The organism is Corynebacterium sp. H113, from assembly GCF_037572315.1.
Taxonomy (GTDB): domain Bacteria; phylum Actinomycetota; class Actinomycetes; order Mycobacteriales; family Mycobacteriaceae; genus Corynebacterium.
Genome location: NZ_JBBHKZ010000002.1, coordinates 256,696 through 279,248, shown reverse-complemented (window position 1 = coordinate 279,248; position 22,553 = coordinate 256,696). Strand labels below are relative to the sequence as shown.

The window sequence follows — 22,553 nt, the reverse complement described above, 5'->3', positions numbered from 1 at the left end:
ACTAGTGCAAGTGCACTTCGAGGGTCTCGTCAGGATCAACTTCACCGTCGCCGTCCTGGTCCGTCAGTGCCAGGTATGGAGGGTAAATGAGAGTATCCATGATGCGCTCACGGGTTGGCAGGTCAGCGAAAGCATGGTTGATGGCATTACAGGTGAGGTCGAAGAGTTCGGTGTAGCCGTAGTCGAAGGTATCGACCAAAACCATCATTTCGTCAGTCATCGTAATACCGCCCAGCAGGCGGTTGTCCGTATTGACCGTGCACGTGAAACCGTAGTCATCGAGCAAAGTAAACGGATGATCTGCGATGTTATCTACGACACCAGTCTGGACGTTGGACGTTGGGCACATCTCCAGCAGAATGCGCTGATCACGAATGAAACGCGCGACATCCTGCAGTTCGATGCCTTCCATCGATGCGGTGAAATCTTCACACGTGCGGACACCGTGGCCAAGTCGGCTAGCGCCCAACACCACAGCTTCACGCAGTGAGTCCACTCCGGCATCTTCGCCAGCGTGGATGGTGAATGGCACCAGATTCTCGCGAAGCATAGCGAAAGCTTCAGCATGGTTCGAAGGTGGGAAACCGTTCTCCGGACCAGCGATGTCAAAACCAACGACATAGTCGTGCTCAGAGTTCGAACCATGATTGTCGATGGTCAGCTGCGCGATTTCCTTAGATGTATTCTCCTGGCGCATCGCACAGATAATCAGTCGCGCGGTGATCTCTTTGCCTGCCGCATACGCAGCAGCTTCGCCCTCAATCAGACCTTCGACGACAGCGTCGATGACTTCCTGCAGGGTAAGCCCCTTTTCGAGGTGATTTTCTGGTGCCATCCGAAGTTCGGCGTAGACAACATTGTCAGCTGCGAGATCTTCCACAGCTTCGCGTGCGACACGGGCAAGAGCGTCAGCAGTCTGCATGACACCGCAGGTATGACCGAAAGCCGACAAGTACTTTGGCAGGCTGCCAGCATTACCTGCTTCGACAAACCACGCACCGAGTTCTTCGGCGTCAGTGGTCGGCAGATCCGTGTAGCCACATTCCCGGGCCAGATCCACGACAGTTTGTGGACGAAGACCACCATCAAGGTGCTCATGCAATAGAACCTTAGGCAGGGACGCTACGACTTCACGACAAATGTCTGGAGTGTTGTGCATAACCAGTCACCGTAACTGAACCTTGCCAAATACTCGACATTTAGCTGGTCGATAGGCGTGGTAGACCCCCGCGCCTAAGCATTACTGGAATCCCACGGCTTCCCTACCCAGCTTTCATTGACGGGCGCCGAATCGCCACCACCATCGTGCCGACTCATCACCGACCCTGCGCGAAAACTCCCACACCGGGTGAACCAAAGTTAATTAACTAATACAGCTATCATTATCTTCACCATGAATCGCTTCTCTTCACTTCCCATGGCGTCGTCCCTGGCTATCGCTATGCTCCTTGCTTCCACCCCTGTTGTGTCAGCACAGGACTTGACGACGACCACCGATATTGTCGGTGAACCCTCCGATGTTGAGGCACGGCCGCCAGTGTCGTCGGCAAGCAAAGATGCACCCGATGAAGGCAAATCTGCCGAAGAAGAAAAGCCTGAAGGTCCGGCGACAGAGACCCGCGATACGTCCAGATGCGATTTCCGCGTAACGCCACCGCCAGCAGTGGATACGTCAGAGATCCCCAAGCCAGGACAGCCAAGCCCAGAGCCACTGCCAGTACCAAAGACGCCTGCCGGTGGTGCGCGGATGAGCGACTGCGGTCTGATCGCTGCAGCGGGGTTCACACCGCCAGAGAAGACCACTGCATCGGCGTGGATTGTTTTTGATACGCAGACCGGTGAAGTCATTGCGACGAAGGATCCACATGGTCGCTACCGCCCAGCCTCGATTGCCAAGGTTCTGCTGGCGTTGGTCGCCATCGAAGAGCTTCCTCTAGACCAGAAGACAAAGGCGACATTCGAGGACGCTGCCATCGAAGGTTCGCGTGCCGGCATTGTCGAGGGCACAGAATACGATGTACGCACTCTCCTCCTCGGCTTGCTCATGAGCTCAGGCAACGACTGCGGTTCGGTCCTGACCCGTTTGCTTGGCGGTGAGGAAGCAACCCTCAAAAAGGTCAATGCTCTCGCCAACAAACTCGGTGCCACGGACACTCGAATTGGTAACCCGACGGGGTTAGATTCTCCCGGCCAGTCAACGTCCGCATTCGACATGGCGTTGTTCTATGCGACTGCCTTCAACAACGACACGTACCGAGAATTGAGCAAGACGCGCGAAGTTGAAATGCCCGGCAACAAGGAGCTGGAGATCGAAGGATTCACCATGTCCAACGACAACCAGCTACTTGCTTCCAACTTCGAGGGTGCGCTCGGTGGCAAGACTGGTTTCACCGACGATGCCCGCCACACCTTCGCGGGAGTCGCAGAACGAAATGGCCGTCGCCTCGGCTCAATTATTCTGGACTCTCACATCCATGAGGGTCAGCGCGCCTGGGAACAGTCCGCAGACCTGTTGGAAGCTGGCTTTGCGACGAAGCCAGGCAGCTCTGTCGGCAATTTGCAGGATCTTCCGTCAGCAAATGAAGACTCCGAAGACAAAGACGGTCTGATCAATTCCCTCATGTCGCCAGACGCTGCCGCGGGAGACGCAGACACTACCCAAGGCAACCAGCAAGAGCACGCCAACAAGTCTGAGCAAGCAAAAAACTACGCCTTAGCAGCTGCCCAAAAGGAAATTTTTGGTATTCCTCTGGGAGTGGTTGCTGCTTTTGGCGTAGTTCTTATTATCGGCCTGATCACTATGGGCGGTCGCCGGGGGCGTAAGCGCCCCCGGTAGCCGGCATTGTTGCTAGTGGCGTCGCAGCAACCGGGCGATTCCCCCTGGCTCAGCGGCCTCCGCACGCACATTAATCACTGCTGGTGGTGGTGCTTCGTGGACTTCGTCGGCAAGTGCTTCGCGCGTTGTAGCAGTCCACGCCGTGGCGTACATGGTGATGCGCCAGAACAAGAACAAAATCACCATCAAACCGATAATCGGACCGAAGACTGCACCAGCTGGGTTGGACAGTGCGTTGGAGAAGAACATCGAACCGAGCTGCTTCACGATTTCCAGCCCCACAGCACCAATAACGGCACCCTTGGCAGCAGACTTGATCGGAGCGCCGCCACGTGGCAGCTCAGCGAGCATCCACAAGAACAGGAGCCAGTTGGCGAGCAAACCGATGGCGATGGCAGCGATTCGGGTAAATACGCCGATGCCAGGAACATGCCCCAGGCCAACAGCTTCGATCAATGTTTTGGTCAGTCCGGAGGAACCCACTGCGGTCACGGCGAAAGTCAGGCCGATCATCACAATCATGCCAATCAGACGCAGCAAGTCGCGTCCCTTACCGGCAAGGAAGTTCTCGGCGATGATGGGGCGCTTCCACAGTGCGGTGACGCTCATGCGGAGGTTGCCCATCCAACCCAGCCCCGACCACAGTGCGGTCAAGAAACCGATGGTGAATACGCCACCAGCTTGCTCCATCGAATTCTCGATGACCTTGTTAATTGTGTCGCCCATCTGGCCATCAAGGTTGTCCGCAATGTACGACTGAACTTGCGCCAGCAACTCTGCATTCCCGCGCAGAACAAACGCGAGAATTGCGAACACCAGCATTAACAGTGGGAACACCGACAGGACCGAAAAATACGTGACTGCGGCGGCAAAATGATTACCGCCTTGGTCGGAGTAACGCTCCTGCATCCGCATAATGTGGTCAAACCACTCATGCTTGGCACGGAGCTTGTCGATCAGACCAGGGTCATCTGACGACACTCGCTCAATTCCGTAGTGGTCCGTCTTCTTCGGATCAGGTCTCGTGGAAGTTGACATAACCCCACTTTAGTTCGCGTTGTTAACGTCGCGCTGCTTTTAGGAATCCAACCCGGTCGTAAACCTGCGCCAAAGTCTTCGATGCAACCTCGCGAGCACGGTCCGCGCCATCCGCAAGAATGTTCTCTAATTCAGCGGGGTCGGACATCAGCTCGTCGTAACGCGCGCGAAGTGGCGTGGTGAATGCCTCAAGAGCTTCTGCAGTGTCAGCCTTCAGATCACCGTAACGGCCACCAGAAACCTGGTACTTTTCGACGATCGCATCGACGGTATTCCCCGTCAAACAGGACTGGATAACCAGAAGGTTAGAAACGCCTGGCTTGTTTTCCTTGTCATAGCGAATCTCACCGTCGTTGTCAGTGACGGCGGACTTGATGCGCTTTGCAGACACCTTGGGGTCGTCGAGAAGGTTAACAATGCCCTTCGGGTTCGCACCCGATTTACTCATCTTGGATGTTGGCTCTTGCAAGTCGTAGATCTTTGCAGAACCATCCAGAATGTGGCCCTCAGGCACAACAAAAGTCTTCTTGTAGCGCTGGTTGAAACGCTGCGCCAAGTTACGAGTAAGTTCCAGGTGCTGACGCTGATCTTCACCCACCGGCACCAGCTGTGGGCGGTAGAGCAGAATATCTGCAGCCATCAGCATTGGGTAAGCAAACAGACCAGCCGAGGTGTGGTCCGAACCTTGACGCGCCGACTTGTCCTTGAACTGGGTCATGCGCGATGCCTCACCGAAGCCAGTCATGCAAGTCAAAACCCACGACAATTCTGCGTGCTCTGGTACGTGCGACTGAACGAACAGGACCGACTTAGCCGGATCAATGCCAAGGGCAATCAGCTGTGCAGCACCGGCAATGGTGCGCTTGCGCAACTCCTTTGGATCCTGCTGCACAGTAATCGCATGCAAATCCGGAATGAAGTAATACGCATCGAAATCGTCCTGCAGACCAATCCACTGTTGAACTGCTCCAAGGTAATTGCCCAGGTGGTAAGAGTCAGCTGTTGGCTGAATACCTGAAAGAACTCGCTGACGACGAGTACCTGCGACACCGGTATTGCCACCGGGAGTTGAAGCTGTGTTGTCCGTTGCGGAATCCTGCATGTCGTTCATGGCTGTCAAGTCTAGTTCTGCATGCTACGAAAAGTCCCGTTGGGCTAACGTTTCCGCCTTGCTTGCTTGACGCGCACTATTTTTGGCTGTCGCCGTTCTGACTATCGTCGTAAGGCTCAGCTGAATGCTGAGTTGCCTTCATCCGGGCAGCCAGCTGCTGCACAGCGCGCATAGCTGCGGCATTCGGCTCCGTTGGGTACAGAGCCCGAACAAGGGCAACTGCAGCACGGGTGCCGTGCTCTTCCAAAACCCGAGTTACGCGATCCCGCTCCCCCGCGGTGAGCTCAACTGGTGCAGCTGGCGGGCGTTGGAAATAGGCAGCCGCGACGACGACACCCAGCAAAGCAACAAGACCAATGGTCAGCCACGGTGCCCAGCGGTAAATGAAGGACAACACGATCAGGGCGATAATGATGCCCGACATGAGAATCGGCCACACGCGCACCGAATGCTCTTCGCCGCGAATACTGCGCGCTAGTGAGTCGAAATCGACTGACGACTGCGTGATTGCCTGAAACTCACGCTCCAGCTCGGCATCACGGTCTGGCTGGCTCAGATTGGCGTGGTCGAAGTTATTGCGACCGACGCCCTGTCGGCCAAGATCTGGCAGCCGTAGCGGATCGTGGTCTCCCGTCGGGCCATCGACAGGACCATTCCAGCGGGGTCCATGTGTGCGATCGTCCACTACGATCCCCCTTCGTGTTTGCGTTCCAGCAATTGAAACTTCCAGTGAGATACTGGAGCCAAATTAGAAGCCAGGATAAGCCCTACCCCGTATAAATGTCATTGTACGACCGCAATTGTTATCCACAAGAACCCGGGTATCACTGAACCGTCATCTGAGTTACTGAAGTCCCCGCATCCTGTACGTACACTAGGGCTATGTTGAAACAGCGTAGCTCATCAATCACTCGAATTACCTTTGTTGCATCGCTGTTAAGTCTTGGCATGTTGTTCAGTGGCTGCACGATCGGCGATGTCGCCGAATCCGGAGGCGATGTCCAACAACCTGCTGAACAGGCCACAATTACGAAAAAAGCCCCATCCAACGATGAGCCACAGCCCACACCGTCTGCAGCTCAACCATCATCGGACGCGACTGATGCTCGGGCGGGAGCGTCGTCACGCTCGCAGGAACGGAAGCGAACACCCATGGGAAACGTAGATCTTTCAGGTAGAACCATTTACCTTGATCCGGGGCATGCAGCGGTGATGCAAACTCCGATGACGCAGGTGACGGACGGGCGGGGCGGAATGAAGCCATGCCAAGTCAGTGGAACAAACGCTAATGATGGCTGGCCCGAGCACACGTTCAATTGGGAGATGGCTCAAGTTCTGCGGAAGAAACTAGAAGCAGCAGGCGCAACTGTTGCGTTGTCCCGCCCCGATGACACCGGCCAAGCGGACTGCATTGATGTTCGCACGGAGAAAGAGAATGCGTCGAACGCTGACGTGGTGTTGAGCTTGCATGCAGATGGTGCCGGCGAAGGTAATCGCGGTTTCCACATCATCACCGTGGCTGATCCACTGCCGGGCAATCAAGCTGACAAATCCGAGTCCCTGGCCACAGCTCTGCGCGATGCTTTTGTCGCTGCTTCCCTCACCCCTTCCAACTATTTGGGGCAAAACGGCATCGACTACCGTGCGGACCTCACTGGGCTGAACTTGTCGACGAAGCCGAAGGTGCTCATCGAATTTGGCAATATGCGGGACTCGGAGGATATCGCTCTATTGCAGTCCCCAGATGGTCAGTCAACGTTTGCCGATGCCATTGTCAAAGGTGTTGCTGCATCGCTAGGTAGCTAGAAATCTAGTTGGGCAACTGAGACCTGCGCGTTAGACACTGCAACTCTGCTTCTGAGTCGTACTATTCGGATAACGTTTCCGAGCTAGAAATGGTGTGTCTCGCGTGGTTCTCGTCGCTACCGTCGCTATTGTCGCACTTCTGCTCCCCGGCCTGATTGTTGGGCTGGCGTCAGGAGTCCGTGCCGATTCGTCAATCGCTGCTGCCCCGGTCGTTAGCATCGGCATTTTCGGTTACGCAGCCTGGCTCTGCGGAGAATTGGAGCTGCCATTCAACTGGTGGACTGCGATCGCCGCCACCATATTCGCCGTTGCCGTAGCCTTCCTGCTCGCCCGCTATGTGCCGATCACCAATCGTTTGAGGTCTGAGAAAGAACCGCAATCTCGCGCTCAACGTATTTCTGACCGCCCGTTTCACATTCTCCTTGCCACGATTGTCACCGCCACCACAGCTATCGGAATTGGCCGTGGTCTGAGCGGGATTGCAGGTCTCAGCGATGGTCCGGGAACTCTGCGAGAAGCCTGGGATATGCACTGGCACTACAACTTCTTGCGTTTCATATCGGACACCGGCATCGCGTCGCCAACGCGAGCGGGCGAGCTCATGCATCAGGAGACGAAGAATCCTGACTTCTACCCTTCTGCTTGGCATGCCGTGGCGTCATTGCTTCCTGGTGATGTTTTCACGCAGGCCAATGTGTTCGCGGTTGTCGCACCGGCTGTGGTTCTACCCGCTGGCGTCGCTTACCTTACGACGGTCGTCGCTGGCCGCGCATGGGCTATCATCGCAGCTCCCGCAGCAACTATCGCATCCCTTGCTATCCCGCAGCTGTGGGTTTCCCTCCTAGCCACGTCATCCATGCCGTACCTACTGTCAGTGACGGCGATCGCCGCAACTACTGCGTTGCTTATTCGTGGCCACAGCGTTCTGGCTGTGCTGGCCATTATCGGTGTGATGCTCACTCACCCTGCCTCGGGCATTACCGTGGCATTATTTGCTGCGCTGTGGTGGCTGTGCCGACCTCGCTTCGGCTCCGCGCTTCGCCTAGCTCTGACTGGTCTCGCGACGGCAGGTCTGATCCTGCCCATCTTGGTGTCCGCGTTTGGCCTCGGCGAAGAAGTCGCCGGATTTACTGGCCAGGCAGATATTTCCCGTGGCAAGTCCATGTGGTGGGCGCTCACCGGAACTAACACTCACACCACCGAAATTCCAACCAACTGGATTCTGCTGGTTCTGGTGATTCTGGGCTTATTGGTGTTTGCTTTTCGACGACGACCGTGGACTCCATGGCCAACTATTGCGTTTCTCGTCATGTGGTTTATCGCGGACAATGCGCAGGTCCGTTACTCCGATCCGCTGGGCGAATGGATACGTTTCGTTGGCTCGTTCTACTACGACATGGCATACCGATTGCAGGCACCGATGGATATTCTGCGTCTGCTGGCATTGGGTGTTGCTGTTGCGGCGCTGGTTCGTGGAGCGGGGCTGGTCGTCGAAAAGCTGCGTGGAGTAGATGAGACCCCAGCACCGGCAACGTCAGAGAAACGCAAGCTTGTGGGCGTTCTCGCTATCGGTACGGTTGCTACGCTCGCTTTGGTACCGACCACCTGGGGTAGCGAGGCGTTTTACCGAGAGGCAGTGCAACGCAGTGACGGCGATGAATTGTTGCCTCCGTCAGATGTTGAAGCGCTGGACTGGTTAGCACAGCAACCTCATGCGTTTGAGGGCCTCATTTTGCACAATCTGCACGATGGGTCCGGCTTGATGTACGCGACTCATGGTTTGCCAAGCTTGTTCCGTCATTTCAGCTGGCCGGAAGACAAGGCGGTGTACTCAAAGAAGGCACTGCACAATGTGGACTTGGCTGGTGGAGGTGTGCCTGGAAATCCCGATGCGGATAACCCTGTCGATGTAGCGCTGCAGAAGTTGAATGTTCGGTACGTCTTCGTTGCGCCACCAGATGTGCGGGGAAATTCCAATCTGTTAGCGCTTCATTCTTGGGCGACGTGGTCGCACGGGTTGACTCCGGTGTATCAAAACACGTCGGCGACCGTATACGCTGTCACGTCGCGTTTCACTGATACCCAGCTCGAAGCCATCAAGGAGTCATCTCCGCATCCGCCCGGCGCGCCGAACCCAGTATGGGTACCACCACGCCAGCCGATCGTCGCCCCGCCGACTGAGCTTAAAGACCCACTTCGGGACGCTACTGTCGCGTTAGTTGTGCGAAAGACGGGTACTGCAGATGTCGACAAGCAGCTGGCTCGACTTCAGAAGGACGCTTCGGCCCTGATAACGAAACGAGGTGCTCGCGTTGTCAATGCACAGTCCGCGCAGTCAGCTCAGCTACAAGGGGCTGCACTCACCGTCACTATTGGCCGTGATGTGCATGGAAAGCCATCGAGCGGTTTCGCCGTTTCAGGGCACTACCCCACTGGCCACGGCATATTGGCTAATACAGACGTGCCATTTCATACCATCGACAGTGTCCGACCAACGTGGCAATTAGCCGCAAGCCTGCGCGATGCACTTACTTTCCACAATCTGGGTCCCGCTTCCACTTTCGAGGAAGACGGTGCACCATCAGACCTCATTAGTGGGCTGTACCCAAGGGAAGTGTCCGCTGCAGGTAATGCACGTCCAGTTGTTGCAGACGTATCCACCGGATCGACCGACGATCTCTCTGATCAGTGGACCCGCACCAGCTATGCGAAGGGCATCGCTGACGGCATTGCCTCGGCGCTGCGCCAAAACCCTGAACTCCTCGCGATGCCTGCAGTTAGGTCACCAGCATCTACTGCCCCAGCTGCTGCACCCCGGACTACAGCGCCCCGGAATTCAGCGCCAGCGACTACTGGTACTCGACGATGACAGGTGCGTGGTCAGTCCAGCGCAGATCGTAGGCTGCTGGCTTCTCTACCCGTGCGCTGATTGCTCGATCAAGCATCGGCTTCGTAGCTGCCTGGTAGTCGATGCGCCACCCAGCGTCGGTATCGAACGCCTTGCCACGGTAGGTCCACCATGACCATGGACCATCGGCCTCTGGATGCAGACGACGCATAACATCGAACCACACTGGATCCTCATTCAGAGCCGGTGGCATCCACTGCGAACCATCCGTGAATGCACCTGCAGCACGCTCTCGATCAGTCGCATTGACATGTGTGCTCTGTGGTTCCGAATCTGGCCAACACCCAAACACCGAGTCCATCCACGCACGCTCCTGTGGCAGGAAGCCACTCTTGGTGCGATTCGTCTTCCAGTTCTTCAGGTCTTGTTCGCGGTGACAAATATTCCAGTCGCCGCCCACAACCGCGAGCCCACCGGCGCGTCCGCGCTCCTCCAGGTATGGACCGAACGCATCGAGGAAGCGGTACTTCTCGTCCTGCTTTTCGCTTTTCGACGATCCGCTTGGAAGGTACAAACTTGCTACTCGAAGGTCGTCGCCAAGTCCGGAGTCGGCAGCTGACACCGTCGCCGAAATGTACCGACCTGAACCACCAAACTCGTCAGAGTTGAATCCAACCTGGACATCGCTCAACGGCACTCGGGAAAGAATGCCGACACCTGCGCGTCCCTTAAAGTGCTCGTTCTCAGCACCGACCCAGTGCCATCCATCGTCGATGGCAGGAGCAAGTGCTGCCGTTGCTTGCACATCTGTCGCGCGAACTTCCTGCACAAGAACGACATCTGCTGAAGTGTCCCGCAACCACGGGATCATGCCGAGATTGGTTTCACTGCGTTCTTTCACAGCTGCGCGGATCCCGTTGACGTTAAGAGTGGCAATCGTAAAGGTCATAGTTGCCCAGCGTACTTAGTGGGCATTGAGCGTGGTTTGTGCCCTATCAGAACGTCGTCGTAAAGCGATTGCAGGAATGGTGACCAAAATTGCGGCGAGTGCGAGCACTGCACCTCCCAATGCCGGCGCGCGGTAGCCAAGACCAGCAGCAATGAGAGCACCACCCAGTGCGGCGCCACCAGCATTGGCCATATTGAGTGCGGCTTGGTTGAGCGCAGCAGCAAGAGTTTGGGCGCGACCGGCAACATCCATCAGACGAGTTTGGAGATTCGGTACGAGGACGGAACCAAGGAAACCGATGACACCGAAATTGATGATCGCGGCAACCGAGTTCTGTGATGTGAAATAGAAGGACACGAGAGCAATGATCATTGCGACAAAAGTCCAGACAATGCCCCACTCGCCGACACGGTCTGCGACCCAGCCACCAGCGTAGGTGCCAATGATCATCCCGATGCCGTATGCCATGAGCACAATCCAAATGAGATTCTCAGGGAATCCGGCTACCTCTGTCATGGTCCACGTGATGTAGGTGTATACGCAAAACATGCCGCCGAAACCGATGGTGCCCATCGCCACGGTGAACCACACCTGTGGAGTCGCGAGTGCACCAAGCTCCTCGATGGGCCTTGTCTTGGGCATGCGATTCATGTGCGGAACCACGAACCATAAACTCAGCAAGGCGGCGACACCGATGATCGCAACCATGAGGAATGCCGCCCGCCAACCGAACTGATGCCCCAGTGCTTGGGCTGCCGGTACACCAGCGACCGTCGCAACGGACAAGCCCATCCCAGACATTGCTACAGCGCGTCCTCGTTTACCTGGAGCGGCCAGCGACGCGGCTACCAAAGCTGCTACTGAGAAGTACGCGCCGTGAGGAAAACCAGCAATGAACCGCGACACCATGACTGCACCGAAAGATCCGAGTGAGCCGGCCCATACAGTCGCTGCGTTACCAATAGTGAAGGCTGTCATCAGGATCAGCAGCATGCGGCGCCGCGGGACAGAACCGGTCAGCACCGTAATAAGAGGTGCGCCAACGACAACGCCGAGTGCGTACATCGAGATCACAGCTCCTGACTGCGCTTCGCTCCGCCCGAAATCGTCCGCAATATATGGAAGCAGCCCCATGGCTACGAATTCCGTGACACCAATACCAAACGCGCCTACGGACAAGGCAATGATGACCAAGTTCCTCCGCAGGTTGGTGATGTCGTCCTGACGTGGCAGTGGTTTCCGACTAAACCGCTTATCCGTGTTATTGCCTCCGGATGTGACCGGTCGTGTTGTCATAAAGAAAATGACTCCTAGCTGTACAAATCAGATGTACTTGGGATGCCTTAGTGAGGTAATTCTGGCGGTTCCTCGTGGGGCGCGCCAATGATCTTCACTACGCGACGAGTGATTGCGCCATGAAGCGTGTAATCATAACGCCGACCAAGCCCGCGTCGTGAACCGAGATAGTTAAGCGGGTTTCTGGTAGTTTTCCGATTGTTTGCACTTCGTAAGTTCTCAGACAAAAGCAGGTCGGACCGTTCTTGGAGTGAGTTCGGCTACTGCGATTCGAAATACAGCAGGGATTCACTTTGACTAATCATTACGACTTTTACAGTCACCTCAATCTTTCCAAGACCATGACGTCTCAGGAGATCGGCCAGGAGCTGAATTCTCGCCTTACCCAGCTGCACTCGCAGGGCGTACCTGAGCAAGATGCCCGCGTGCAGGAGCAGCTTGCCGCGATGGCAATTCTGGCGAACCCAATGAATCGGGAAAAGTACGACTCCCGTCTTGCAGATGACTCGGCTCCAGATATGACTATTTCGAGCCTTCGTACGTTGGCCCAGACTGGTTCTTTCGGTGATAATCACGTGAGTCCGACACCTGGCGCAACCCCTTCGGTCCCAGACTCTCAGTCGACGACTCCGCTGTCTTCGCCTGACGACGACTCGACGACCGTTATGAACAGCACAAAGAAGGGTGACTCCGCCAACGAGTCCCCTACCCAGGTTGTTCCCTCAGTTTCTGATTCCGCGTCCTCGGGTTCCGCCCCATCAGACGACAAGGACTCCGAAAAGACCGCGAGCTTCGGCCCTGGCGCTGCCAACGCTGTAGGAATGGCGGGCGCAGCTGGTGTCGCCGGAGTCGCTGGTGCCGCTGGTCTCGCGGGAACATCAAAGCATTCGGCTGATTCGTCCATGTCTGCATCCCCGAACATGCCATCGTCCTCGAACATGCCGTCCGCGTCGAGCATGCCGACCGCGTCGACAGGGTCTCCTGCGTTCTCTTCGTCACAGAGCCAGCCGATGCACAACCAGGTTGACCGGGAACAGTCGCAGTTTAACCAGCCAATGGCATCGCAGATGCAGAATCAGCAGATGCAGAGCCAGCAGGCCCCAGCACAGCAGATGCAAGCGGCATCGGCTCCAAAGCCAGCAGCAAATTACATCGATGTCCCAGAGCTTTCTGACAACCCTGGTTACAAAGAGCTCATCGATCGCCTGCCGATGATCCCGAAGGTCCTCGCAGGTTTGCTCACCGGCATCAGCGCGGTATCTGCTATCAACCTGCTGCTCAACATGGTGCGAAGCTTCCTCCTGGACGACGGCAGCTCCAGCAGCTCGTCCAGCTTGGATTTCAGCGGCTTTGACGACGTCTTGACCGCAGCCACCATGCCAGTGTCATTGACGATGTCGTTGCTCGTCATTGTTATCTGCATGAACTGGGTGGGGCGAGTACTGCGCGGTCGCGATGCAACGTATGCGATTCCTTTCGGTGCTACTTTCGGCGCGCTGGCCGTTATTTCTTTGGCGCACCTCGGTTTGGCCATCTTTGTTGATGAAGGTTTCGACATCGCGGTAGCCATCGTGGGTGTCCTTGTCTTCGGCGCAGTGGTCGCACTCGGTTTCATGCCAGACACTCAGCAGTGGTTCAAGGGCAAGATGAAGGACCCTTCTCAGCAGCCAGCACCAGCCAACGTCGCACCACAGCAGTTTGGCTCTGCTACCCCACAGGCCCAGCAGCCACAACAGCAGATGCAGCAGCAGGATCCAAGCCAGTTCTTCCAGAACCCGCAGGATCAGCAGAAAAACTCCTCCCAGGGATTTGGACAGTAGTTTCACGATCACCTGACCTGCTACCACGCTAAAAGACGGGGTTTATACCCCGTCTTTTGTCATTTCTTGGGCTAGGCAATTTCTCGTGACGGCACTGCTTTTCGACGCCGACAGTAGCTACGAAGCACGAAGCTTCAAGTGGGCCGTCGCAAAGCGAAAAATAGTGGATTTTTCGCCCAAAAGTAAGGGCAAGTCAATCTAGGTTTATACATTCATCTATTGAGCTAGATCACTGTTTTTGCAGGCCACCGCGAGTGACCCTGGACACACTTTAGTGGCGGAGTTAATGACGGTTGTTCGTTTGGGGTTAACACTGTGCGAGCCTGTTCCGCAATTTGGGTTATCGTGGAAGCCAACAGTTTTGAGATTTTGCCGAAGATCCTGCAGAAATTAGGAGTTTTACCTACTATGGCGACAATCATTTGGACTCGCACCGACGAAGCACCACTTCTCGCGACCTACTCGCTGAAGCCAATCGTCGAAGCGTTTGCCAGCCAGGCTGGAATCAATGTGGAAACCCGCGACATCTCGCTCGCTGGCCGTATTCTCTCCCAGTTCCCTGAGCGTCTGACCGAAGAGCAGCAGATCCCAGACGAGCTGTCTGCACTGGGTGAAATGGTGAAGCAGCCTGATGCGAACATCATCAAGCTTCCTAACATCTCCGCTTCTGTTCCACAGATCGAGCGCGCAATCGCCGAGCTGCAGGAAAAGGGCTACGACATCCCTGACTACGTCGCACAGCCTGAAACCGACGAGGAGAAGGCTGACCGCGCCAAGTTCGACAAGGTCAAGGGCTCCGCTGTGAACCCAGTTCTGCGTGAGGGCAACTCCGACCGCCGTGCTCCAAAGCCAGTGAAGAACTTCGCTCGCAAGCACCCACACCGCATGGGCGAATGGTCGAAGGACTCCAAGACCAACGTCGCAACCATGTCTTCCAACGACTTCCGCCACAACGAGAAGTCGGTTGTTATGGAGGCAGACGACTCCCTGACCTACCGCCTCATTGACAACGCTGGTGAAGAGATCATCCTGAAGAAGGACATGCCAGTCCTGAAGGGCGAGGTCATCGACGGCACCGGCATTAACGTCCACATTCTGTCGAACTTCCTGCGCGCACAGATCCACCGCGCGAAGCGCGAGAACATCCTGTTCTCCGTGCACATGAAGGCAACCATGATGAAGGTCTCTGACCCACTGATCTTCGGTGAGGTCATCAAGGCATTCTTCCCATCGGTTTACCCTAAGTTCGAGCAGACTCTGACTGATGCGAACCTGACTCCAGACAATGGTCTGGGTGCAATCCTGGACGGTTTGAATGAACTCGACGAGGCCGTTGCAGCAGAAATCAAGGCTGCTTTCGACAAGGATCTCGCCGAAGGCCCAGCGCTGTACATGGTGAACTCCGACAAGGGCATCACCAACCTGCACGTTCCTTCCGACGTCATCATTGATGCTTCGATGCCAGCAATGATCCGCAATGGCGGCAAGGGCTGGGGCCCATCCGGCGAAGAAGCAGACACTCTGGCTGTTATTCCAGACTCCTCCTACGCAGGCGTTTACCAGACGGTCATCGACGACTGCCGTGAAAACGGCGCATACGACCCAGCAACCATGGGCTCTGTACCAAACGTTGGCTTGATGGCTCAGAAGGCCGAGGAGTACGGCTCCCACGACAAGACTTTCCAGATCCCAACTGATGGTGTCATGCAGGTCGTCAACTCCAAGGGCGACGTCCTCATCGAGCACCACGTTGCAGAGGGCGACATCTGGCGCTCCTGCCAGACCAAGGATGCACCAATCCGCGACTGGGTAAAGCTCGCTGTGAACCGCGCACGCGCAACCGGCGACCCAGCAGTGTTCTGGCTCGACCCAGCTCGTGCCCACGATGCGAACCTGATCGCCAAGGTTGAGGAATACCTGAAGGACCACGACACCGAGGGCCTCGACATCCGCATCATGGATCCAGTGGCCGCTACCCAGCTGTCCGTGGACCGTATCCGCGAGGGCAAGAACACCATTTCGGTGACCGGCAACGTCCTGCGTGACTTCCTGACCGACCTGTTCCCAATCATGGAGCTGGGCACCTCTGCAAAGATGCTGTCCGTGGTTCCTTTGATGGCAGGTGGCGGCCTCTTCGAGACCGGCGCTGGTGGTTCCGCACCTAAGCACGTCGAGCAGGTTCTCGAAGAGAACCACCTCCGCTGGGATTCCCTGGGCGAATTCCTGGCACTGGCAGAGTCCCTGCGCTACGCAGCTGCTCACGACGACGACCCACGCGCAGATGTCATCGCTGCTGCACTGGACCGCGCTACCGCTACCCTGCTGGATGAGGGCAAGTCCCCATCCCGTAAGGCTGGCGAGATCGACAACCGCGGTTCCCACTTCTACCTGGCTCTGTACTGGGCACAGGAACTGGCAGCACAGGACGACAACGCTGAGCTGAAGGAAACCTTCGCCCCAGTTGCTAAGGCACTGGCAGAGAAGGAAGAGTCCATCGCAGCTGCACTCATCGAGTGCCAGGGCTCCCCTGCAGACCTGGGTGGCTACTTCCTCCCAGACAACGAGAAGACCTCCGCAGTGATGCGTCCTTCCGCAGAGTTCAACGAGATCATCGACGCCCTGCGCAAGTAAGCACTCGCACGCGATAGTCGCCATAAAAGCTTTGTAGCTTTTGCTGGCATTGCCGCTGTGACCCCATGTGGGTCACAGCGGTTTTTTCTTTTGCTTCAGTGCCATGCCCTCATTCGTCCACTTATGACCTTGGCAGCAACATTTCAGCTGGTTTTTCGGCCCAGAATGTTGCCAACTCGGTCATAAGTCGCGGGTGAAGCCTGCCCAGCCGTCAGAAGCCACACACCACATACCGCTTGGACTGTTACGGAATCCACCCTGCCGCAATCCCCCACCATAAAACCCTTCGACCAGCCACTTCAAGCACCGCTTGCAATAGACAGCTTGGTTCATTAATGTTCTTCTCACCGGCATTCACTAAGAGAATCCGGATTAATTAAAGACGAACTCGATGATCCTTCATCGAGCACTGACGATTCACACTTTGCAAGGAACAAATTCCATGAGCACCAAGTACGACAACTCCAACACCGACAACTGGGGCATCGACACCCGCGCCATCCACGCGGGTTTCTCCCCTGACGCGCAGACCAGCGCGCGCAATTTGCCCATTTACAACACGTCGTCCTACGTGTTCGACAGCGCAGAGCACGCTGCTAACCGCTTCAACCTTTCGGATGCCGGTCCGATTTACTCTCGACTTACCAACCCAACTGTCGACGCCGTCGAGCAGCGCCTCGCCAACCTTGAAGGTGGAGTTGCAGCAGTGCTGTTCGCTTCTGGCCAGGCGGCTGAAACAGCAGCGCTGCTATCTTTGGCTCGCGCCGGCGATCACATCGTGGCTTCTCCACGTTTGTACGGTGGCACGGAGACGCTTTTCAAAGTCACGCTTCCTCGCCTCGGCATTACGACGACCTTCGTCGACAATCCAGATGACCCCGAATCGTGGCAGGCAGCGGTCCAAGACAACACTGTGGGCTTCTACGCCGAGTCCATTGCCAATCCCCAGGCAGACATCCTCGACGTTCCGACGATTGCCGAGGTAGCACATCGCAATAGTGTGCCGTTGATTGTGGACAACACCGTCGCAACGCCAGTTCTGTTGCGCCCTCTGGAGCTGGGTGCGGATGTGGTGGTGTCGTCGACAACGAAGTATTTGACCGGAAATGGCTCAGCGTTGGGCGGTGTCATTGTCGATGGTGGCTCGTTCGACTGGACGCAGCAGCGCAACGGCAAGGACATTCACGTGAACTTCACAGAGCCAGATGATGCCTACCACGGACTTCGTTTCGCTGACCTTGGAGCGCCTGCTTTCGCGCTTCGTGCGCGAGCGGGCATCCTGCGTGACACTGGTGCCGCTCCTGCGCCGTTCAACGCATGGGTTTTGGCTCAGGGCCTGGACACGTTGGCTTTGCGAATCGAGCGCCATACCGAAAACGCACAAAAGGTAGCGGAGTTCTTGGAATCGCATGATCGCGTCGCGAAGGTGAACTACGCGGGACTGCCGTCTTCCCCATGGCACGCAACAAAGGAGAAGCTGGGGTTGGCTGGCGCAGGCGCTGTGATCAGTTTCGATCTTGCCGACGCCGGTCGTGACGAAGCGTGGGCATTCATTGATGCGCTGAAGCTGCACTCTAACGTCGCCAACATTGGTGATGTTCGTTCCCTCGTTATTCATCCAGCTACCACCACACACTCTCAGTCGGATGAGCACGGCCTGACCCGCGCGGGCATTTCACAAGCGACAGTCCGCCTTGCTGTGGGTATCGAAAAGGCCGATGACATCATCGCGGACCTCACCGCCGCGTTCGACGCGGTCTAGCTTCCTCGTCCACCGCTGTACGGTTTCAGCAGCCAAACCGAACCTTCTCTCCGTTGAGTCGATCACAGGTACTACTGTGGTCGGCAGACGTCTTTTATGGGATGGAAGCTCTTCGCTCATCCTGGGACAGCACGAGAATGAGGATGCACTGTGAGCCGTTACGACAATTCCAACGCAGCTAACTGGGGTTTCGCCACTCGCCAGATCCACGCAGGACAGCCTGTGGATTCTGACTTTGGTTCCCGTAATTTGCCAATCCACATGACGACGGCATTCGTCTTTGATGGCGCTGAGTCCGCCGCAAATCGTTTCAACCTGTCAGAGTCTGGATTCATCTACACTCGCCTGAACAATCCGACCGTAACCGCCGTGGAAGAGCGCTTCGCAGCCCTTGAAGGTGGCATTGGTGCTGTCATGTTCGCATCCGGCATGGCTGCTGAGATGGCGGCGATCATGAACCTGGCAAAGGCTGGCGACCACGTCGTCACGTCGCCACGTTTGTATGGTGGAACGGACACCTTGTTCTCTGTGACTTTGGCTCGCATGGGCATTGAGTTCACCTACGTGGACAACCCCGACGACCCAGAGTCGTGGCAGGCAGCGGTGAAGCCAAATACTCGGGCATTCTTCGCAGAGTCGATTGCTAACCCTCAGTGTGATGTGCTGGATATTCCAGCCGTCGCAGAAGTTGCACACCGCAACTGCGTTCCATTGATTGTCGACAACACAATCCCAACAGCCTGGGCAGTTCGTCCACTCGATTTGGGCGCAGACATCGTGATCGCATCCACTACCAAGTTCTACACCGGTAATGGCTCCGCTCTCGGCGGCATTGTTGTTGACGGTGGCAAGTTCGACTGGACGCAGGAACGTGACGGCGAAGCTGTCTTCCATGAGTTCGTTACTCCAGACCCTGCGTACCACGGCCTGAAGTACGCTGACCTCGGCGATCCTGCATATATTTTGAAGCTGCGTGTTGGTGTACTCCGTGACACCGGTGCTGCCCCAAGCCCGTTCAACGCATGGCTCGTAGCTCAGGGTCTGGATACTCTGAGCCTTCGTATGCGCCAGCACAATGAAAATGCGCAGAAGGTTGCAGAGTTCCTGGAATCGCATCCGCAGGTGAAGAAGGTTACGTACGCTGGCCTGGAGTCCTCGCCGTGGAATGAGACCTTGCAAAAACTCAACATTCCGGGCGCAGGCGGAGTCATGACCTTCGATGTTGATGGTGGCGCAGACGAGGCATGGAAGTTCATTGATGCGCTGAAGCTGCACTCCAATGTCGCCAATATCGGCGATGTTCGTTCCCTCGTCGTTCACCCTGCTACGACTACGCACTCGCAGTGCACGCCCGAGCAGAATTCAGCGGCAGGCGTCCTGCCTTCGACCATCCGCCTGTCGGTTGGCATTGAAGACGTGGAGGATATTATCGCCGATCTTGAGCAAGGTTTCGCTGCACTGCAATAGACCAAGTAGTCTTATACGCGATGAACGCTCCATTTCCTGCCGAAGGCCAGCCTGGGTACGTCAAGATCGGTGACGTCACCACCGAAGCTGGTGCGACGATCGCCGATGTCACGGTGTGCTTTGAACGTTGGGGACGACTGAACGCAGATCGATCCAACGTCATCCTTCTCGAGCACGCCTTGACTGGCGACGCTCATGCATCAGGACCTATGGGCGACAGCCACCCCACACCTGGGTGGTGGAACGGAATGATCGGCTCCGGCCGTGCGCTCGACACTGACAAATACTGCATTATCTGCACGAATGTCATCGGTGGCTGCCGAGGCACCACCGGTCCGTCGTCACCGCATCCTGACGGAAAGCCATGGGGCTCCCGCTTCCCTGCGATTTCTGTGCGCGACACGGTGACCGTCGAAAAGCTTGCGTTGGAAGCGCTCGGAATCGACTCGGTATACGCCGTGATTGGCGGTTCCCTGGGTGGTGCGCGCACGCTGGAGTGGTCGCTGATGTACCCGGAGGCAGTTGGCCGTGCGTTGCCGCTGTGTGTAAGTGCGCGGGCAAGTGCGTGGCAGATTGGAATTCAGTCGGCACAGATTCAATTCATCGAGTCTGACCCGAATTGGCACGGTGGCGACTACTACGAAACTGGAGAGTCCCCGGACCGTGGCCTTGGCTTTGCGCGACGAGTAGCGCACTTGACGTATCGTGGTGAGCTTGAAATGGATGACCGTTTTGGGGCTGCAGCCCAGCCCGGCGAGAACCCTCTGGGGCCGTACCGGACGGATGATCGTTTTCAGATTGAGAGCTACTTGGATCATCAAGCGGAGAAGCTGGCAGCGCGTTTCGACGCTGGCTCGTATGTCATTCTTACTGACACCCTGAATCGACATGACATCGGCCGCGGTCGTGGGGGTATGAACGATGCATTGGCATCGTCAGTAGTGCCAACGCTGGTTGCAGGCGTGAACACGGACATTCTCTACCCGTTCCACCAGCAGGAGCACCTCGCCCGCAACTTGGGCAATTGCATGGGTTTAGAGAAGATCGAATCTGATACGGGGCACGATGGTTTCCTGACGGAATTCGAGCGCGTAGAGAAGATCGTGCGTGGTTTCCTCGACGCTGAGGTCACTAGAAACTAGGGTTGCGGAATTAGTGGCTGGGTGCGGCGAGTTAACTGCCGAGCGCATCGACCGAAACCGATAGGAACACTAGGCCGATACCTAAGCAACCGTTGAACCACATATCGAAGTTTCTGGACCGCACAGACATGATACCCAGCAGGCTATCCGGCAAGAACTGACGCAGCCCTGCCAGATAGAGCATGGTGATCCCCAGGATAAAGGTTGCTCGACGCCATCGTTCCAGACCCAAGAACACGATAAACGCGCCAAAACCTGCAAAGAGCAATCCATACAATGCGTACTGCACTCGCGCAGGCCAATGTTCCCCACGAGCCACTTCGTGAGTGTGGGGATTTTCCTTTGGATCAGGGAGATCCTCCGGCCGAGCCCGGCGAGCTATTTCACGCATATGGTGGCCGATACTAAACCAATCCTGAGAGTCGTTCTGCTCGCTCGACGACATTGCGAACCAAGAAGGCACGCGTCAGTGGGCCGACGCCACCTGGGTTTGGCGAAACGAAACCAGCAACATCCCATACATCTGGGGCGACGTCGCCTGCCAGCTTGCCGTCAAGACGCGAAACACCCACGTCGAGGATGGCAGCGCCTGGCTTGATCATGTCTGCGGTGAGCATGTGTGGCACGCCAGCAGCAGCGATGATGATGTCGGCGTTCTTCGTCTCTGCAGCCAGATCCTTCGTTCCGGTGTGGCACAAGGTTACGGTGGAGTTCTCGCTACGACGAGTCAGCATCAGACCAATTGGGCGCCCAACAGTGACACCACGGCCGATCACGCACACCTTTGCGCCCTTCAGCTCCACGCCGAAGCGACGCAGCAAGTGGATGCAACCGTTCGGAGTACATGGCAATGGAGCTGGCTCATTCAGTACAAGCTTGCCCAGGTTGACTGGGTGCAGGCCGTCTGCGTCCTTTTCAGGATCAATGAGGCCAAGGATGCGGTTCTCGTCGAGATGTTTCGGCAACGGCAGCTGCACGATGTAGCCGGTGCACGCTGGATCCTCGTTCAGCTCGGCAATAACTGCTTCGAGTTCTTCCTGGGTTGTGTCCGCCGGTAGATCCTTGCGAATCGACGCGATGCCAATTTGCTCGCAGTCCCGGTGCTTCATCTTCACGTAGGCGTGGCTACCGGCATCATCGCCCACCAGAACGGTTGCCAGACCTGGAGTAACGCCGGCTTCCTTCAGCTTTGCTACGCGCGCGGCAAGATCCTCGAAAATCTCATCGCGGTACATCTTTCCATCAAGTTTGGTTGCTGCCATAGCTCTAAGTATTGCACTTCCCTGCAGACTCTCGCCTACCGCATCTATTCCGCCCCGCTGAACCCTTGCTGTCGCCATGCTTCATACGTTGCGACGGCTGCTGCATTCGACAAGTTCATGCTGCGCCTTCCCGGCAGCATGGGGATGCGCACGAGTTGGGTAATTCGTGGATCATTCAGCACGGATTCTTCAAGCCCGGTCGGTTCTGGGCCGAAAAGTAACACGTCACCTGGGCGGTACTCGATTTCCGTGTACCACGTATCCGTCCGCGCGGTAAACGCGAAGATCCTTGATTCTTGCGAGCTGAAGTGCTCAAGTACTTCGTCAATTGAGGAATGAACCTGGACATCTGCGAGGTCGTGATAATCGAGCCCGGCACGACGAAGATTCTTGTCCTCAAAGTTGAACCCCAACGGCTCCGCAAGATGCAGCATGGCACCGGTTCCAGCGCACATGCGGATCGCATTGCCTGTGTTCGGTGGTATGACTGGCCGATCAAAAACCACATGGCAGGTGTGTGCCTGCGCCGATTGGCTCTGTGGCACCTCATCCCGCTTTTTCTGGGTTGATGTCGTTTCTTCAGTC

General features: G+C 56.5%; 17 protein-coding genes. 8 read left to right on the top strand and 9 right to left on the bottom strand.

What is annotated here, in order from left to right; genetic code table 11:
- Window position 1: 1 nt before the first annotated feature.
- Complete coding sequence (locus WG938_RS02495) at window positions 2–1,159, bottom strand: adenosine deaminase (RefSeq protein ID WP_339977199.1); 1,158 nt, start codon at window positions 1,157–1,159, stop codon at window positions 2–4.
- Between the two features lie 234 nt (window positions 1,160–1,393).
- Between WG938_RS02495 and WG938_RS02490 the strand changes: the two genes are divergently transcribed.
- Entirely contained in the window at window positions 1,394–2,836 is a 1,443-nt protein-coding gene (locus WG938_RS02490; RefSeq protein ID WP_339977197.1) for a D-alanyl-D-alanine carboxypeptidase family protein, read from the top strand.
- A gap of 12 nt (window positions 2,837–2,848) precedes the next feature.
- On the opposite strand, the gene WG938_RS02485 is transcribed toward WG938_RS02490, so the two are convergent.
- From WG938_RS02485 to WG938_RS02475, 3 genes are all read right to left on the bottom strand, one after another.
- Window positions 2,849–3,874 carry a YhjD/YihY/BrkB family envelope integrity protein gene (locus WG938_RS02485; protein WP_339977195.1) on the bottom strand — a complete coding sequence of 342 codons (1,026 nt, stop codon included), beginning with the start codon at window positions 3,872–3,874 and terminating at the stop codon, window positions 2,849–2,851.
- Window positions 3,875–3,896: 22 nt separating this feature from the next.
- Complete coding sequence (trpS, locus tag WG938_RS02480) at window positions 3,897–4,976, bottom strand: tryptophan--tRNA ligase (RefSeq protein WP_445292890.1); 1,080 nt, start codon at window positions 4,974–4,976, stop codon at window positions 3,897–3,899.
- Window positions 4,977–5,061: 85 nt separating this feature from the next.
- Window positions 5,062–5,670, bottom strand: a complete 609-nt coding sequence (locus tag WG938_RS02475) for a hypothetical protein (protein WP_339977191.1) — start codon at window positions 5,668–5,670, stop codon at window positions 5,062–5,064.
- Between the two features lie 197 nt (window positions 5,671–5,867).
- On the opposite strand from WG938_RS02475, the gene WG938_RS02470 reads away from it, so the two are divergent.
- Both WG938_RS02470 and WG938_RS02465 read left to right on the top strand, forming a co-directional pair.
- Window positions 5,868–6,791: an N-acetylmuramoyl-L-alanine amidase gene (locus WG938_RS02470; protein ID WP_339977189.1), complete on the top strand. Its 924-nt coding sequence runs from the start codon at window positions 5,868–5,870 to the stop codon at window positions 6,789–6,791.
- A gap of 103 nt (window positions 6,792–6,894) precedes the next feature.
- The gene (locus WG938_RS02465; protein ID WP_339977187.1) at window positions 6,895–9,660 is read left to right on the top strand and encodes a DUF6541 family protein; all 2,766 of its coding nucleotides are present in this window, start codon (window positions 6,895–6,897) and stop codon (window positions 9,658–9,660) included.
- Here the strand turns inward: WG938_RS02465 and WG938_RS02460 are convergent.
- The gene (locus tag WG938_RS02460) at window positions 9,641–10,588 is read right to left on the bottom strand and encodes an exodeoxyribonuclease III (RefSeq protein WP_339977185.1); all 948 of its coding nucleotides are present in this window, start codon (window positions 10,586–10,588) and stop codon (window positions 9,641–9,643) included. The two genes, WG938_RS02465 and WG938_RS02460, sit on opposite strands and share 20 nt — an antisense overlap.
- A gap of 15 nt (window positions 10,589–10,603) precedes the next feature.
- Window positions 10,604–11,884 carry an MFS transporter gene (locus WG938_RS02455; RefSeq protein WP_339977183.1) on the bottom strand — a complete coding sequence of 427 codons (1,281 nt, stop codon included), beginning with the start codon at window positions 11,882–11,884 and terminating at the stop codon, window positions 10,604–10,606.
- Between the two features lie 293 nt (window positions 11,885–12,177).
- On the opposite strand from WG938_RS02455, the gene WG938_RS02450 reads away from it, so the two are divergent.
- The 5 genes from WG938_RS02450 to metX all read left to right on the top strand — a co-directional run bounded on the left by WG938_RS02450 (window position 12,178) and on the right by metX (window position 20,706).
- Window positions 12,178–13,704 carry a hypothetical protein gene (locus tag WG938_RS02450; RefSeq protein ID WP_339977181.1) on the top strand — a complete coding sequence of 509 codons (1,527 nt, stop codon included), beginning with the start codon at window positions 12,178–12,180 and terminating at the stop codon, window positions 13,702–13,704.
- Window positions 13,705–14,112: 408 nt separating this feature from the next.
- Window positions 14,113–16,335, top strand: coding sequence for an NADP-dependent isocitrate dehydrogenase (locus WG938_RS02445; RefSeq protein ID WP_339977179.1), 2,223 nt, complete (start codon window positions 14,113–14,115; stop codon window positions 16,333–16,335).
- Between the two features lie 442 nt (window positions 16,336–16,777).
- Window positions 16,778–18,097 carry an O-acetylhomoserine/O-acetylserine sulfhydrylase gene (locus WG938_RS02440; protein ID WP_339977177.1) on the top strand — a complete coding sequence of 440 codons (1,320 nt, stop codon included), beginning with the start codon at window positions 16,778–16,780 and terminating at the stop codon, window positions 18,095–18,097.
- A 150-nt stretch (window positions 18,098–18,247) separates the two neighbouring features.
- Window positions 18,248–19,564: an O-acetylhomoserine/O-acetylserine sulfhydrylase gene (locus WG938_RS02435; RefSeq protein WP_339977175.1), complete on the top strand. Its 1,317-nt coding sequence runs from the start codon at window positions 18,248–18,250 to the stop codon at window positions 19,562–19,564.
- 20 nt (window positions 19,565–19,584) lie between these two features.
- Complete coding sequence (gene metX, locus WG938_RS02430; RefSeq protein WP_339977173.1) at window positions 19,585–20,706, top strand: homoserine O-acetyltransferase MetX; 1,122 nt, start codon at window positions 19,585–19,587, stop codon at window positions 20,704–20,706.
- 31 nt (window positions 20,707–20,737) lie between these two features.
- On the opposite strand, the gene WG938_RS02425 is transcribed toward metX, so the two are convergent.
- Genes WG938_RS02425 through WG938_RS02415 form a run of 3 tightly spaced genes read right to left on the bottom strand, consistent with a single transcriptional unit; the run spans window position 20,738 to window position 22,513 of the window.
- A complete protein-coding gene (locus WG938_RS02425; RefSeq protein WP_339977171.1) occupies window positions 20,738–21,097 on the bottom strand; it encodes a DUF3017 domain-containing protein in 360 nt (119 codons plus the stop codon).
- 13 nt (window positions 21,098–21,110) lie between these two features.
- The gene (locus WG938_RS02420) at window positions 21,111–21,968 is read right to left on the bottom strand and encodes a bifunctional methylenetetrahydrofolate dehydrogenase/methenyltetrahydrofolate cyclohydrolase (protein ID WP_339977169.1); all 858 of its coding nucleotides are present in this window, start codon (window positions 21,966–21,968) and stop codon (window positions 21,111–21,113) included.
- Window positions 21,969–22,012: 44 nt separating this feature from the next.
- A complete protein-coding gene (locus WG938_RS02415) occupies window positions 22,013–22,513 on the bottom strand; it encodes a tRNA (cytidine(34)-2'-O)-methyltransferase (protein WP_445292889.1) in 501 nt (166 codons plus the stop codon).
- Between the last annotated feature and the right edge of the window lie 40 nt (window positions 22,514–22,553).